General features: G+C 37.5%; 15 protein-coding genes. 5 read left to right on the top strand and 10 right to left on the bottom strand.

The window, feature by feature from the left end; genetic code table 11:
* From recN to dapA, 4 genes are all read left to right on the top strand, one after another.
* A complete protein-coding gene (recN, locus tag HMPREF3032_RS05405; RefSeq protein WP_062402773.1) occupies positions 1-1,677 on the top strand; it encodes a DNA repair protein RecN in 1,677 nt (558 codons plus the stop codon).
* Between the two features lie 8 nt (positions 1,678-1,685).
* Positions 1,686-2,480 carry a 4-hydroxy-tetrahydrodipicolinate reductase gene (gene dapB / locus HMPREF3032_RS05400; RefSeq protein WP_062402770.1) on the top strand — a complete coding sequence of 265 codons (795 nt, stop codon included), beginning with the start codon at positions 1,686-1,688 and terminating at the stop codon, positions 2,478-2,480.
* Between the two features lie 91 nt (positions 2,481-2,571).
* Positions 2,572-3,603 (top strand): aspartate-semialdehyde dehydrogenase, encoded by a 1,032-nt coding sequence (locus HMPREF3032_RS05395; protein ID WP_062402767.1) that lies wholly within the window; start codon positions 2,572-2,574, stop codon positions 3,601-3,603.
* Positions 3,604-3,627: 24 nt separating this feature from the next.
* Positions 3,628-4,512 carry a 4-hydroxy-tetrahydrodipicolinate synthase gene (gene dapA, locus HMPREF3032_RS05390; protein ID WP_062402764.1) on the top strand — a complete coding sequence of 295 codons (885 nt, stop codon included), beginning with the start codon at positions 3,628-3,630 and terminating at the stop codon, positions 4,510-4,512.
* 64 nt (positions 4,513-4,576) lie between these two features.
* Here the strand turns inward: dapA and lexA are convergent, their stop codons facing one another.
* On the bottom strand, positions 4,577-5,257 hold the full coding sequence (gene lexA, locus HMPREF3032_RS05385) for a transcriptional repressor LexA (protein ID WP_062402761.1): 681 nt from the start codon (positions 5,255-5,257) through the stop codon (positions 4,577-4,579).
* Between the two features lie 197 nt (positions 5,258-5,454).
* On the opposite strand from lexA, the gene HMPREF3032_RS05380 reads away from it, so the two are divergent.
* On the top strand, positions 5,455-5,772 hold the full coding sequence (locus tag HMPREF3032_RS05380) for a LysM peptidoglycan-binding domain-containing protein (protein ID WP_062402758.1): 318 nt from the start codon (positions 5,455-5,457) through the stop codon (positions 5,770-5,772).
* A gap of 237 nt (positions 5,773-6,009) precedes the next feature.
* Here HMPREF3032_RS05380 and HMPREF3032_RS05375 read toward each other — a convergent pair whose 3' ends face one another.
* The 9 genes from HMPREF3032_RS05375 to grpE form a co-directional block, all read right to left on the bottom strand.
* Positions 6,010-7,005, bottom strand: coding sequence for a site-specific integrase (locus HMPREF3032_RS05375; RefSeq protein WP_062402755.1), 996 nt, complete (start codon positions 7,003-7,005; stop codon positions 6,010-6,012).
* A 133-nt stretch (positions 7,006-7,138) separates the two neighbouring features.
* A complete protein-coding gene (gene pepD / locus HMPREF3032_RS05370) occupies positions 7,139-8,650 on the bottom strand; it encodes a beta-Ala-His dipeptidase (RefSeq protein WP_062402752.1) in 1,512 nt (503 codons plus the stop codon).
* Between the two features lie 14 nt (positions 8,651-8,664).
* Entirely contained in the window at positions 8,665-9,015 is a 351-nt protein-coding gene (locus HMPREF3032_RS05365) for a histidine triad nucleotide-binding protein (RefSeq protein WP_009352788.1), read from the bottom strand.
* Positions 9,016-9,184: 169 nt separating this feature from the next.
* Positions 9,185-10,486 carry a tRNA (N(6)-L-threonylcarbamoyladenosine(37)-C(2))-methylthiotransferase MtaB gene (gene mtaB, locus HMPREF3032_RS05360; RefSeq protein WP_062402750.1) on the bottom strand — a complete coding sequence of 434 codons (1,302 nt, stop codon included), beginning with the start codon at positions 10,484-10,486 and terminating at the stop codon, positions 9,185-9,187.
* Between the two features lie 7 nt (positions 10,487-10,493).
* On the bottom strand, positions 10,494-11,234 hold the full coding sequence (locus tag HMPREF3032_RS05355; RefSeq protein WP_062402747.1) for an RsmE family RNA methyltransferase: 741 nt from the start codon (positions 11,232-11,234) through the stop codon (positions 10,494-10,496).
* Positions 11,235-11,246: 12 nt separating this feature from the next.
* Positions 11,247-12,128 (bottom strand): 50S ribosomal protein L11 methyltransferase, encoded by an 882-nt coding sequence (locus HMPREF3032_RS05350; protein ID WP_062402744.1) that lies wholly within the window; start codon positions 12,126-12,128, stop codon positions 11,247-11,249.
* A 24-nt stretch (positions 12,129-12,152) separates the two neighbouring features.
* Positions 12,153-13,340, bottom strand: coding sequence for a molecular chaperone DnaJ (gene dnaJ, locus HMPREF3032_RS05345; RefSeq protein ID WP_062402743.1), 1,188 nt, complete (start codon positions 13,338-13,340; stop codon positions 12,153-12,155).
* 18 nt (positions 13,341-13,358) lie between these two features.
* A complete protein-coding gene (gene dnaK / locus HMPREF3032_RS05340; RefSeq protein ID WP_062402740.1) occupies positions 13,359-15,185 on the bottom strand; it encodes a molecular chaperone DnaK in 1,827 nt (608 codons plus the stop codon).
* A gap of 50 nt (positions 15,186-15,235) precedes the next feature.
* On the bottom strand, positions 15,236-15,739 hold the full coding sequence (grpE, locus tag HMPREF3032_RS05335) for a nucleotide exchange factor GrpE (protein ID WP_062402738.1): 504 nt from the start codon (positions 15,737-15,739) through the stop codon (positions 15,236-15,238).
* Positions 15,740-15,750: the final 11 nt, after the last annotated feature.

Genomic DNA, 15,750 nt, shown 5'->3' with positions numbered 1-15,750 from the left:
ATGCTAGTACGCATGGGGATTAAAAATTTTGCCCTCATCGAACATATGCAGCTAGAGTTTGCCAAGGGCATCACAATTTTTACTGGAGAAACAGGTTCTGGTAAATCTATATTGATGGATGCGTTTTCTATTCTATTAGGAGAAAGAGCTAGTAGTGAATTTATTCGTCATGAGAAGGATTCTTTTCTGATTGAAGGCGCTTTTGATATTGCAGGAGATACAGCATTACAAGAGTTATTAGTAAATAAAAATATTTTAGTAGAAGAAGATACTTTAATTTTATCTAGAACTTTTAATCGAAACGGTAAATCACAAATTTTAGCTAATGACCAAGTGATTCCATTGAAGGCATTACGTGAAATCGGCACCTATTTAGCAGATATTCATGGTCAATATAGTAACCAACAGCTCTTATTACCGGATACACATCATATCTATTTAGATACGTATAATGATGATGCCACGAAGGCTTATGAAAATTACGTAGTAGCCTATACTGACTATGCCAGTGCAAAGCGACAATTAGAAACATTGCGTGAAGAGTCGGCACAAAGAATTCGTGAATTAGATATGTTGCGCTTTCAGATTGATGAAATTGAAGAAGCCCAATTACAAACTAATGAAGATACAGCTGTATCTGATGAATTAGAGAGATTAGATAACTATGAGCATCTTCAATCTACAATTTCTAGTTGTTATGATGGTATCTATGGGGGCAGAACTCCTCTTATTGATGGCTTGAATAGTATTACTAATGAAGTGACTGATCTTGTAAAATATGATAAGGATATGGAAGAAATAGCTGAGTTATTGCGATCTGCGTATTATCAATTAGAAGAAGCTGGACAAGCTTTAGATAGATACCGTGATTCCATTAGCTATGACGAAGAACGCTATTTTTACTTACAAGAGAGAGACACGCTTATATACAATTTAAAACGTAAATACGGAGATACTATTGAAAAAATTTTGGCCTTTGAAGAAATGGCACAAACGCGATTAGAACTACTAGAATCAGAGGAAAGTGAAGAATCGCAGTTAGTGGAACGCGTGGAAACCTTAGAAACACAAGCATTACAAGCTTTAGAAAGGCTTACAAAAATACGTTATGCTCATCATAAAGAGATTACTGATGCCTTACAGCAAAATTTAACTCAATTAGGTATGCCAAAAGCAAAGTTAGAATTTGTCATAGAAGGTACTGAAACTTTATCTCCCTTGGGAGCGAGTCGGATAGAGCTATTATTTTCTGCCAATGCAGGGGAAGCTTTATTACCACTGCATAAAGTTGCCTCTGGTGGTGAATTAGCGCGTATCGCCTTAGCTTTTAAATCCGTATTTAATAAAGCAACACGTAAGACTTTAGTATTTGACGAAATTGATGTAGGTATTAGCGGTGATATAGCCTTACAAGTGGCTAAACAAATTCTACAGTTAAGTTCTGATAGCCAAGTATTCTGTATTACGCACTTACCACAAACAGCAAGCGTGGCAAAACAACATTATCATCTACATAAGGTAGAAGAAGAAGGTCGAACTATTTCTAAAGTTACCATCCTTTCAGAAGAGGAACGTGTTGCACAAATTGCCCGTATGATGTCAGGCCAATCTTTCTCAGATACAGCCTTAGAAACAGCAAAAGAAATGATTCAATACTTTCAACAGGAATTACTCTAGGAGGAACAATGAAAGTTTTAGTAAATGGAGCAGCTGGCAAAATGGGCCGTGAGGTTCTAAAAGCTGTTCATAATGATACAGAGTTAACCTTAGTGGGGGGGGTAGATCCTAGCCATGGAGGTAAAGATGTTAGTGAATTTATGGGCACTAGTCCTTTAGACTGTAAAATCTACAGTCAATTAGAGGAAGCTATTGAAGCCGTACATCCAGATGTGATTGTGGACTTTACAACACCAGCCATTATTTTTGAAAATGCAAAACTTATGATAACAAAAGGAATTCACGTTGTGATTGGTACAACTGGTCTTACAGAAGCACAGCGCCAAGAATTAGATTCCATTGGTAGAGCACATAATGCGAATTGTTTGGTAGCTCCTAATTTCTCGTTAGGTGCGGTGATGATGATGAAAACGGCAGCGGAACTAGCTCCGTATTTTCCAGATGTGGAGATTATTGAATTACATCATAATCATAAATATGATGCACCTTCTGGTACAGCTGTATTAACGGCTAAATTGATCAATGATGCAAAACAAAAAGCCAATGTGAAAGCTGCTGAAGATTTAACTCGTGAGAGTCTACCAGGTGCTCGAGGTGCTAAGGTGGATGATGTGACAATTCACAGTGTCCGTTTGCCAGGTTATGTGGCACATCAAGAAGTTATTTTTGGTGGATATGATGAAACATTGGTGATTCGTCATGATTCATTAAGTCGCTTATCCTTTATGCCTGGTGTGGTATTAGCTTGTAAAAAAATCAAAGATTTTGCAGGCTTAACTTATGGATTAGAACATTATTTATAATTCTATATTCTATATAATTCTTGCTAAAGAAAAACTTAAATAGTATAATACATATAACTATACATTAAGTTATTAATATTAAGGAGTCACTATGAGAAAACCTCATTTAGCCATATTAGGTGCTACTGGTGCAGTAGGACAAGAGTTTATTACATTAATTGAAGAACGTAAATTTCCTTATGAAAGCATTAAACTATTAGCATCTGCTCGTTCTGCGGGTAAAGTTTTAACAGTAGATGGAAAAGAGTATGTGGTGGAAGAGGCAAAACCAGAATCTTTTGAAGGTGTAGATATTGCTTTATTTGCAGGAGGTTCTATTTCTAAAACATTGGCTCCAGAAGCTGCTAAACGTGGTGCTATTGTTATCGATAACTCCAGCGCTTTCCGTATGGATCCAGACGTTCCATTAGTAGTACCTGAAGTAAACCCAGAGGATATTGATACACATAAAGGTATTATTGCTAATCCTAATTGTTCTACTATTATCATGGCTTTAGGATTAAAGCCATTGCATGACTTATCTCCTATTAAACGTGTTGTTGTCAGCACATACCAAGCTGTATCTGGCGCTGGCAAAGAGGGGATTGAAGAATTAGATTCCCAAGTAGCTCAACATGTTGCAGGGGAAGATATGGTAGCTAATTTATTACCTACAGGCTCTATGGACAAACATTATCCAATCGCTTTTAATTTAATTCCGCAAATTGATGTATTCATGGAAAATGGATACTCTAAAGAAGAAATGAAAATGGTATTGGAAACACAAAAGATTTTCCATGATGACACTATTGCTGTAGTATCGACTACAGTACGTGTACCAGTATATCGTTCTCATTCTGAATCTGTATTAGTAAAGACAGAGTCTCCAGTATCTGTAGAAGATTTCAAAGCTGCTTGTGAAAAATTCCCTGGTTTACGTGTGAACGATAATCCAGCAGCACAAGAATATCCAATGCCTTTATATACATCGAATCAAAATGATTGTGAAATCGGCCGTATTCGTAAAGATTTATTTAACGAGCATGCTATGAATTTTTGGATTGTAGGAGATCAAATTCGTAAGGGTGCTGCATTAAATGCATTACAAATTGCAGAATACTTGGTAGAACATCAATCTTTCTAATTATATATTTCAGGGGGTGCTAAGATGACAACATTTGGAAATATCTTAACAGCAATGATCACTCCTTTTACTGACGATGGTCATGTAAATTTTCAAGAAGCACTACGTCTAGCCGGATACTTGTTGGACAATGGTTCTGATGGCTTAATTGTATGTGGCACTACTGGTGAAGGCCCAAATATTGATGATCGTGATAAACTTGAGCTATTTACATTAATCGCTAAAGAGTATGGTCATCGTGCTAGCATTATTGCGAATACAGGTAGTAATTCTACTAAAAAATCGATCGCTTTAACGAAGGCTGCTAGCCATACTGGTGTTCATGGCGTGATGGCTGTGGTACCATATTATAACAAACCCAATCAAGAAGGTTGTTATTTACATTTTAAAGCAGTTGCAGACAGTACTGATTTACCTGTTATGCTATATAATGTACCGGGTCGAACAGGTGGTCGTATAGAACCACAAACAGTAGCTAGATTAGCTAATGAATGCCCTAATATTACATCTATTAAAGAAGCTACAGGTGATATTAGTATTACTCAACAAATTCGTGCATTACTACCAAGTGATGATTTCATGATTTATTCTGGTGATGATGCATTAACATTAGATGTGATACAAAATGGAGGAGCCGGAGTTATTTCTGTGGCCGCACATATTGTAGGAAATGAAATGCAAGAGATGATAGGATTATTCAGACAAGGAAAGGTAAAAGAAGCAAGAGCTATTGAGCTATCCTTGGTACCTATCTTAAAAGCTATGTTTATTACCACAAATCCTATTCCTGTAAAATATGCGATGAAGCAATTAGGATTTACAACAGGGCCATTACTATTACCGTTATGTGATCCATCTGTAGAAGAAGCGCAGATCATCGATGCAGCTATAGAATCATATAAACAATAAAAATTTAAAAAGAAAAAGATAGTAGTCTTATTAAAGACTACTATCTTTTTTTTATTATATTAGATTAAATATGGTCACGAATGAGCCCAATCACTCGACCTTCAATCACACAATTACGTGTGATGATAGGCTGAAACTCTTCGTTTTCTGGCATTAAACGAATATGGTCAGATTCTTTATAAAAGCGTTTCACAGTGGCTTCATCATCAATTCGAGCAACTACGATATCCCCATTGTTGGCAGTGGATTGATTGCGAACGATAAGCAAATCACCTTCATACATACCGATATCGCGCATGGATTCGCCACGAACACGTAATAAGAAGCATTCAGAGCTACCTAATAGAGCAGTAGGTAATACGAACTCATCTTCACGGTTCTCAATAGCCGTTACAGGAAGACCTGCTTGTACAGTTCCAATCAAAGGGACACGACGAAGGCCAGCCTCTAAAAAATTAAATTCAGGACTTGACGTAACTTCGTGAGTTTCTTCATCCATTTCTAAAGCAGGTACATCAGGCATATTTACAACGGTAATAGAGCGATTCTTATTAGCATCACGAGTAATATAGCCAAATTTTTCTAATGTATTTAAATGACTTTGAACAGTAGAAGTGGAGCTTAACCCCATATGATCGCCAATTTCACGAACACTTGGGCAGCGATAGCGCTGTTGTAAACTTTCAATAATAAAATCTAATATTCTTTGTTGTTTGCTATTTATATCAGTGGCAGGACGTCTCAAGGGAATAACCTCTCATTCTACAGTATTATGGAACTTAATTCATATATACCTATTATAAATTTAATATCGAAAATTGTCAAATATGCGTTCTAAAAAATTATGCTTGACCGAACATTTGTATGTGTGTTAAAATATGAACATAAACAAACAGATGTACTATTTATTTTGTTCGATATTATTAGAGAGAGGTATATATTATGAATAAATTATTTTCTATTTTAGTAATGGTAGCTATGGTATTTGTAGTAAATGGTATGATTAATACTACAACATTAGAGATGGATACTCAAAATATTAAAGCTGTACAAGTAGATGCTGGGGATACCTTATGGAGTATCTCTCAAAAGGCATTGGCACAAACTGAAGATATTGATATTCGTGAGTATATAGTCGCTATAGAAGAAATTAATCATTTACAACATGGTAAGGCATTACGTGCTGGAGAAACTTTAATGATTCCTACACTGAAAGAAAAAACTATGTTCGGTTTTATTACAGCTTGGGCAAATAATTAAATTATAGCATGTGTATGTTCGGTAAAATATTAAAATATATATATTGAATGATAGAATAAAAAGACTGTATATCCTATGTATTATTCATAGGGGTATGCAGTCTTTTTTGTCTGTTCTTTCTCATGTTTTGGAGACAGAATTGTATCTGATTATTTTCTGTATTATATAGTCTATGTACGCCTATATAGAGATTCAATATACATCATCTAACTCAAGTAATATGTAGTTAATATGGTGTTATTTAGGCTTGAATATAGAAGATATAGGATTATCTACAAATTTATTGGCTTCATTAATATATCGCCGTACCATATTGACACTATGGTGTCGAGTTTGTTTCATAATATTACGTTCTTCCACGCCATGATGAGCTGCGGTAGTAGCAAAGCCATGACGTAGACTGTGAGCTCCATATAAGGATGGATCTTCACCAATAGCTGCCATATAGTATTTTACAATATCAGCAATGCTTTTATCGCTGATAGCAGTTTTTCGTATCCCCATACTTTTCGTAAAACCTCTAAAAACTGGACCTGTAGTAATAGGAACATATCTTAGCCATGCTTTGACAGCCTTTACAGCGCATAATGACTCATTTTCGATATATGGTATTGCTACGATAGCACCTTGCCCTTCTTGGTCAGCTTTTGAACTGGATACGAAGATTTCTAATCCTTGTGGCAAAAACTTTAAACATTCTACGGTTAATGCCGATAATTCGCTACGTCGAAAAGCTCCCATAAAACCTAATAATAATATAGCTTTATCACGTAGTTTTTGTATAGGTGCTATATCGGCAGTTTCCATATAGTCTATGATATCCATAAGATCATCCAATAGTACAGGCGTTTTACCTTGTTGGTAAGTGCCTAAGGACCGACGTATACCTCGCATAGCTTGTTTAACGATAGGAGCGCTACAAGGGTTACTTTCAATACCAGAAGCATTAAAGTTTTCCGATAAGGCGCTAATGCGACGTGATATAGTATTAGCTTTAGCATAATCAGCTAAATCATTGATATAATTGACGATGATTTCTGGTGAGCTTGGAAAAAAAGATTCTTGTTTATGTTGACACCAATCCACAAAATCCATCCAATCAGATTCGTAGGCATCTACAGTATTTTCTGCTTTAGATAATAGAATACTAGACTTAGCCTTATCGCTAAGCTTGGAGTTGTTCACAATCTCTTTATAATTGCGTAAATAGAAGTGTGTATTAGATTGACTCATAAGCACCTCAAATATACTATATAGAGCTGTTGCTACCTATATAGCTATTTTAAACTAAAAAATTACTTCCGATAATATATCGTTATCGGAAGTAATTATATCATAAGCCAAAATAAATGGCAAATATGTTGTTTTATAAGCTTTTTAAGAACTCTTTCAATACATTCCAAGTAGTAACAAAACTTTCTAACTCCATACGTTCTGTAGGTGCATGTAAGTCATGAATGTTTGGCCCAATGTTAATAGCATCTACTGGGCCTTGTAAATTATCTAACATGTAGCCAACTTCAAGACCTGCATGGATTACATTGAACTGCAAGTCTGTAGCGCCTGTCACAGATTCATATGCCTTTTGATAGGTTTGTTGTAATGGACTATCAAATGTTAGTAGCCAGCCTGGATATGGGCTTTCAAGGGATGTCGTAGCACCATGAGTTTCTGCCAATTGCACTAGGCCTTTATAATGAGTCTCTAGGTTCTTCGTATCTGTACTGCGTACTTGCATTTTAAGGTAAACAGCATCATCTGCCATACCCAAAACACCAATATTATTAGAGTACCATACTTCATCCGGATTGCCAGGAGCATGTTGTAATACGCCTTGTTCAATTCCTTGAATAAGAGCACATAGTTTTTGTACAGTGTCACCGCTGAAAGCACGTTCCATAGTGATGGCTTCTAGGTCTAATTCCACTAAATCTTCACGATTTACTTTAGGTACAACAGATAAAGATATTGTCATACTTTCACCAGCTGATGCATAGTGGGCATTCCACTTATCTTGTTCTTCTTGTAACAGAACTTGCACATATGGCACATCTTGTAAATGTAGATACACATCTGCATAGGCACGTAATGGAATCGCATTCGGTGCACTACCACCGCTCACTTCTGTGACACGAATGTTATGTTCCCCTGTGATACGTTCTAATACCTTAGATAGGATGTAAATAGCATTACCTCGCCCTAAATGGATATCACAACCAGAGTGACCACCTTTCAAACCTTCAATGGTAATTCTGCGCTTTGTCATTTCATTATTCACAGATACGGGAACAATCGGTAATGTCACCGTAGATCCATGGCCGCCAGCACTGCCAATGGTCACCTCATTGATACTTTCCCCATCCATATTGATGAGGCGGTTACCTTGTAAATGGCTGTAATCTAATGTTTTCACACCTTTGAAAGTAGTTTCTTCTTCTACAGTGAATACTACCTCTAACGGAGGATGTGGAATCATTGTAGATGCTAAGATAGCCATGCCATAGGCTACTGCAAAGCCATCATCTGCCCCTAAGGTAGTTCCATTGGCATGTAAGATACCATCCTCTACATGCAAAGCGATAGGGCTGTTAATAAAGTCATGCTCCACAGACTCTAGTTTAGTGCAAACCATGTCCATATGACCTTGTAGAATCACTGGTTCATGTGATTCATATCCCTCTGTGCCGACTTTTTTAATGATTAGATTGTACTGTTCATCTTGGAACACATCTAAGTCCAGGTTTAGAGCCCAGTCTTTAATATAATTGGAAATAGCTTGTTCATACCCAGATTTTCTAGGAATATTAGCAATTTCTTGAAAGTAATGCAGAATATTATCCACATTATATTGATTTATAATAGTTTGTTCTATTGACACTTGTTCCTCCTAGATTAGTCAATATTTGGCCAACCTAATTCTTTACCGCCCAACAAATGTGCATGTAAATGGAATACAGTTTGACCTGCTTTCGCGCCTGTATTTAATGTTAAGCGATATCCATCAGCGGCCAGACCTAATTCTTTTGCAACCAATTTAGCAAAGGGTAAGATACCTTCCACATAGGCTTCATTATTTTCATTTAAATGAGCAATATTAGATACATGATTCTTAGGAATGATCAACACATGAACTGGCGCCACTGGAGCTATATCATGGAATGCTAAGAATTTGTCATTTTCTAATACAACCTTAGCTGGAATTTCTTTATTAATAATTTTACAAAATAAGCAATCTTCTTTCATGGGAATTTCCTCTCTTATCTACTGTATGATACTTACATACTATGATATTAACTATATCAAAAATATTCTATATAGTCTATTGTTTATTTCTTAAAATACGATCAATTCATCATTAAATGTCTTCAAAAAATTCTATCCATTAGATGATGAACCTCGTAACAAATTAGTTCTAAATCTCCACCAGCACCACATCGCTATGTACTTCTGTTACTTTACCACCTACAATATCCCCTACATTGAAAGTATGGTCTTGTTTAGGTATTTTACTATGTACATATTCATTGGTTAGTCCATAATAGTAAAAGTCATCGCATTGTTCGATGAGAACCTTCACAGGTTGGTTAAGAAAACGATTGGCATAGGCTTTAAAGCCTTCCTTTCCAAGTTGATTTAATAAGGCTACACGTGTCTTTTTCACGGCTTCTGGAACTTGCTCTTCCATCTTAGCAGCTGGCGTACCTTCTCGAATAGAATATGGGAAGGCATGGATATGCGTAAAACCAACTTCTTTCACTGTACGCATGGTTTCCTCGAATAATTCGTCTGTTTCTCCAGGAAAACCAGCGATAATATCTGTCGTAATGGATAAATTCGGAATCCGACTACGTAAATACTTCACTAAATCCTTGTATTGTTGCAAATTATAGTGACGGTTCATCGCTTTTAACACTGGATCTGAGCCAGCTTGTAAAGGAAGATGTAAATTAGGGCATACACGAGGGTTCGTTGCCATTAACTCTATTAATTCTTCCGATACTTCTACAGATTCAATAGAACCAAAGCGAATGCGTTCTAAGCCATCAATGGTCAATAATTCACGCACAACACGGCCTAAGGTTGGTCGCTCAGGTAGTTCAATACCATAGTTACCGAGATGTATCCCTGTGAGGACAACCTCTTTATACCCATAAGCAACCAGGCGTTTTGCTTCTTCCACGATGTCTTCAATTTTTCTAGACTTTAATTTTCCTCGTGTATAAGGAATGATACAGAAGGAACAGAAATTATTACACCCTTCTTGTATCTTCATGAAAGCCCGACATTTTTCAATTTCATTGCCAAATAAAGGCATTTCTTCAAAGGTAGACTCTTCCATCACATTACGAACGATGGAAATCTGTTCTTCTGTAGATGGAATATTTTCTACTAATTCTACAATTTTATTTCGATTCGCTGTACCGATGACAAGGTTAACCCCATCGATAGCAGAAATTACTTCTGGCGCTAATTGGGCATAACAGCCTGTGACTACAATAAAGGCTTCTGGATTACGGCGCTTTGCTTGTCGGATTAATTGGCGTGATTTTTTCTCTCCCATATTTGTTACAGAACAAGTATTAATCACGTAAATAGAGGCTTCTTCATCGAAACCAACAGGAGTATATCCTGCTTTTATAAATAAACCTTTCATGGCATCCGTATCATATTGATTGACACGACACCCTAAGGTAGTAAATGCAACTGTCTTCATGAGACTCCTAATCTAGTAATTCATATTGAATCATACTCACAGCACTTAATGCCGCTGTTTCAGCACGCAATATAGTGGCTCCTAGGCTAACCTTATGGCCTCCACAGGATTCCAATAGTTCCATTTCAGTAGGGCTATAACCACCTTCAGGACCAATGCAAATGGCTATGATATGGTATGAATTAGTATGTAACTGTGTTTGTAAAATATCTTTGATCGTCTTGTCATCTTCTCGTTCATAGGCACCTAACAAGAGAAATCCCTCATCAGATTGTAAGGTTTGCAGTACCTCTGAAAGTGACTGTTCTACTGTTAATGTAGGTACATCAGGGCGACCACATTGTTGGCTTGCTTCTATGATAATTTTTTCCCATCTACTTTTCTTGGCGTTTAATTTTTTAGCATCATATTTAGCTACACAATGGACCGAAGATACACCGTAGATGTGATGAACGTTTAATTCCGTAGCCTTTTGCAATAAAAACTCGAACTTATCGCCTTTCAAAAAGGATTGAATTAACACTACTTTCGTAGCTGATGTAGACACGTCAATGGTACGTAATCGTTTCGCCATATATATATCTGATTCCTCAGATATTAGCACAAATTCACCTGTATGCCCTTGATGATTGCTCACAATAAAAGGTTCCTCTTTAGAATGGCGCAATACATGAAAGAGATGATGTGCTGTATCTGCAGGTAACTGGATACTTTCATCTATAATGCCATCAATAAATATTTTTTTCATATACTTCCTATCTTATGCCAAGGCAAAGGTGTGCCAAGGACCCTCTACCATTTCTTCCATAATAGTCCAGTGGTTAGTAATATACGGCATAATTTCATCATACCGATCGTCCACAATACCACTTATTATTAGTATACCATTATCGTGTAGTTTTTCCCTAATCATAGGCAATAAAATTTTTAGAGGGTCTACTGTTAAATTTGCTAGTATAAGATGAGCTTTACCGTAAAAGTCATCGCTTAAATTGCCATGAATAATGGTAGCCTCAATACCATTGCTTGCACAGTTTTCCTTTGCTTGTATAGCTGCTTCTTCTTCTAAATCTATCCCCACCAAATTAGGAATCCCTAAATGATGGGCTGCTAGTAATAAAATACCTGTACCAGTACCAATATCTAGGCAAACCTGTTGGCTCAAATCTACGGGAATACGGTGTATATATTTGCCTAATAAAGTGGCGCAGTTTCTAGTAGTTTCATGGTCTCCTGTGCCAAAAGAAAGCTTTGTATCCATGGTCATTACCACATCTTGTTCTGTAGCGAGTGGATCTGTAGAGGCATCATAGCTTTGCCAAGAGGGACAGATCACCAAGTCTGGTAACAATCTCGTAGGCATAATATATTGTTGCCAACTATGATACCATTGCTCATCGTTTACAGTTTTACTTACCATATCTCTATAGGAAATATTAGCATCTTGTAATGCTGTTTCTATGACCTGTTTCCACTGCTCCTCATCTTTGTCTACGCCTAAATAGATGGTCACACAGCTTAAGTTGGGGTTATTTTCTATTGTTTCTTCTATGTATCCATTACTCTCTATATCATTAAAAATGGCAGCCATTTCATCAATGACTGCCACTTCTACAGTAATGGATATTTCTATCCATTTCATAGATGACTCCTTACTTACCAAGTTTTAATCTTGGCAAAATAACTGTTTCACCTTATCACTTAAATTTTCTAATATGCTTTTGTTCACTTTCAAAGTATTTACATCTTCTTTGTTTTCTGCAGCAAACTCAACTAATAATTGACGTTGTTTATCTGTCAATTTTTTAGGTGTTTCCACAGTTACCACCACGTGTTGATCACCACGTTGGCTTGGTTGACGTAAATACGGAACACCTTGTCCTTTAATTCTGAAAGCAGTACCAGTTTGTGTACCTTCAGGGATTTTTAACTCCACTTTACCTTCTAAAGTAGGAACTTGTATAGTAGCACCTAGTGCAGCTTGTGAGAAAGAGATAGTTTGACGTAATACAACATCGTTGCCACTGCGTTCAAATTCTTTGTCACGAGACACAGAGATATACACATATAAATCGCCCTTAGGACCACCTAAAGTACCTGGTTCACCTTCACCAGATACACGAAGACGTGCACCATCATCGACACCAGCAGGTATTTTGATTTCAATATCACGGCGTTTAATAGCTTGTCCTTGTCCACGACATACTTTACAAGGTTTTTCAACAATTTTACCTTGTCCACCACATCGAGAACATGTGCGAACCGTTTGCATACGACCAAATGGTGTATTTTGAATAACAGCCTCTTGTCCGGAACCATGACAGTTTGGACATGTTTCTACTTTAGAACCAGGCTCACCACCTGTACCATGACAATGATCACACTCTTCATGACGTTGTACATTGACTTTCATTGTTGTGCCAAATACAGCATCACGGAAGGAAATACGTACGTCTTGACGTAAGTCGGCACCACGCTCTGGACCACGTTGGCCACGGCCACCACCGCCGCCGAACATGTCAAAGATATTACCAAAAATATCTTCAAATCCGCCGCCACCGCTGAAACCGCCAAATCCACCGCCGCCGAAGCCCCCGCCAAAGCCACCAGCGGAGTTACCTCCGCCAGCAGTAAAGGCATCATGACCATATTGATCATATTGTGCTTTTTTCGTATCATCAGACAATACTTCATAGGCTTCATTCACTTCTTTAAAGTTCTTTTCTGCCTCTTCTGGATTGTCTCGATTCACATCTGGATGGTATTGACGTGCTTTCTTACGAAATGCTTTCTTAATTTCATCTTGGGATGCATTTTTGTTGACGCCAAGGACGTCATAATAATCACGAGCCATTATCTATGTCCCTTCTTATTATTTTTTGTCTTCGTCAACTACTGTGTAGTCAGCGTCTACTACATTATCATCTTGTTTAGGAGCTTCTTGTCCACCTTGTTCGCCTTGAGCTTGCGCTTGTTCGTACATTTTAGAGGACAATTCGTATAAAGGAGCTGTCAATGCTTCGCTATCAGCTTTAATTTTTTCAATATCGCCAGACTCAATAGATGCTTTTAACGTTTCTGTCGCTTTTTTAACAGCTTCTAATTGTGCTGCATCAGCTTTACCTTCAAAGTCTTTCACTGCTTTTTCAGCTTGGTATACCAAGTTATCAGCATTGTTTTTCACTTCTACTTCTTCTTTTTTAGCTTTATCTTCAGCTGCATGTGTTTCAGCTTCTTTTACCATGCGGTCGATTTCTTCATCGCTTAAACCGGAAGAAGATGTAATTGTGATTGCTTGCTCTTTACCAGTACCAAGATCTTTTGCTTTTACATTAACGATACCGTTAGCATCGATGTTGAATGTAACTTCGATTTTAGGTACTCCACGAGGAGCTGCTGGGATGCCGGACAATTCGAAACGGCCCAATGTTTTGTTAGCTGAAGCCATGTCGCGTTCCCCTTGCAATACATGGATATCAACGGAAGGTTGGTTATCTGCTGCAGTGGAGAATACTTGAGATTTAGATGTAGGGATTGTTGTATTGCGGTCGATAATGCGAGTGAAGATACCACCCATAGTTTCAATACCTAAAGACAATGGAGTTACGTCGAGTAACAATACGTCTTTTACTTCACCTACTAATACACCACCTTGAATCGCAGCACCGATAGCTACACATTCGTCAGGGTTGATGTTTTTAGTTGGTTCTTTACCTAATTCACGTTTGATTGCTTCTTGTACTGCTGGAATACGAGTGGAACCACCAACCAATAATACTTTATCGATTTCGGATGCAGATAAATCAGCATCTTTCATCGCTTTACGAGTAGGCTCGATAGTTGCTTCTACTAAGTCACGAGTTAATTCATCAAATTTAGCACGAGTTAATGTTACGTCTAAATGTTTAGGGCCTGTTGCATCAGCTGTGATGAATGGCAAGTTGATTTGTGTGCTAGCTACGCCAGATAACTCAATTTTAGCTTTTTCAGCAGCTTCTTTTAAGCGTTGGTCAGCTAATTTGTCATTGGATAAATCGATACCAGTTTCTTTTTTGAATTCGCTGATTAAATAATCCATAATGCGTTGGTCAAAGTCGTCACCACCTAAATGGTTGTTACCAGATGTTGCCAATACTTCAAATACGCCTTCACCCAATTCAAGGATGGATACGTCGAATGTACCACCACCAAGGTCGAATACAAGAATTTTACCGTCTTCACCTTTGTCTACGCCATATGCCAAAGCAGCTGCTGTAGGTTCGTTAATGATACGTAATACTTCTAAGCCTGCTACTGTACCAGCGTCTTTTGTTGCTTGACGTTGAGAGTCAGTGAAGTATGCAGGAACAGTAATAACTGCTTGTTTTACTGGTTCCCCTAAATGAGCTTCTGCATCAGCTTTAATTTTTTGTAGAATCATAGCGGAGATTTCTTGTGGTGTATAGGATTTACCTTCTACATTCACTTTGTAATCTGTACCCATATGACGTTTAATAGAAATGATTGTGTTTTCAGGGTTAGAAACTGCTTGACGTTTAGCTAATTGACCTACTAAACGTTCGCCATTTTTTGCAAAACCTACTACGGAAGGAGTCGTTCTAGCTCCCTCTTGGTTTGTAATAACAGTTGGTTCGCCGCCTTCCATTACTGCGAAACAAGAATTTGTTGTACCTAAGTCAATACCAATTACTTTTGCCATTTAACATGACCTCCTAATACTTCTTCTAATATGTTAATTATAATAATTAATTATCCGTTATGGACTACTTTCACCATGGCTGGACGTACCACACGGCCTTCTACAGTATAGCCTGTTTGTAATACTTCACACACAGTGTCATCTTCCATATCTTCAGCTGGAACACGCATGATAGCTTGATGGAAATTTGGATCAAATGGTTGTCCCACAGCTTCAATGACTGCTAAACCTTGTTTTGATAGGCTTGCCATCAAGCTTTGTTGAATCATTACAAATCCTTCCATGAAAGCCTTCGTTTCTGGCGTTTCAGGTGCTGAAAGTGCTCTTTCAAAATTATCTAATACTGGGAGTAAATCTTCAATAACATGAGATTTAACAAATACCCCTAATTGTTCTTTTTCTTGGTTCGTACGACGTCTGAAGTTTTCAAAATCTGCTTGCAAACGCATGTATCGTTGCTCCCATTCTTTCGTAGGGTCTACTGCTTCAGGAGCTTCTTCTTCCAAAACTTCCACTTCAGGAGTGACTGTTTCTTCTTGTTTATTTTCTTCCATACTTCACCTCT

This window comes from Veillonella sp. DNF00869 (assembly GCF_001553345.1).
Classification (GTDB): Bacteria; Bacillota; Negativicutes; order Veillonellales; family Veillonellaceae; genus F0422.
Note: the sequence above shows the minus strand (reverse complement) of the source record. Positions and strands in the feature narration are given on the sequence as shown.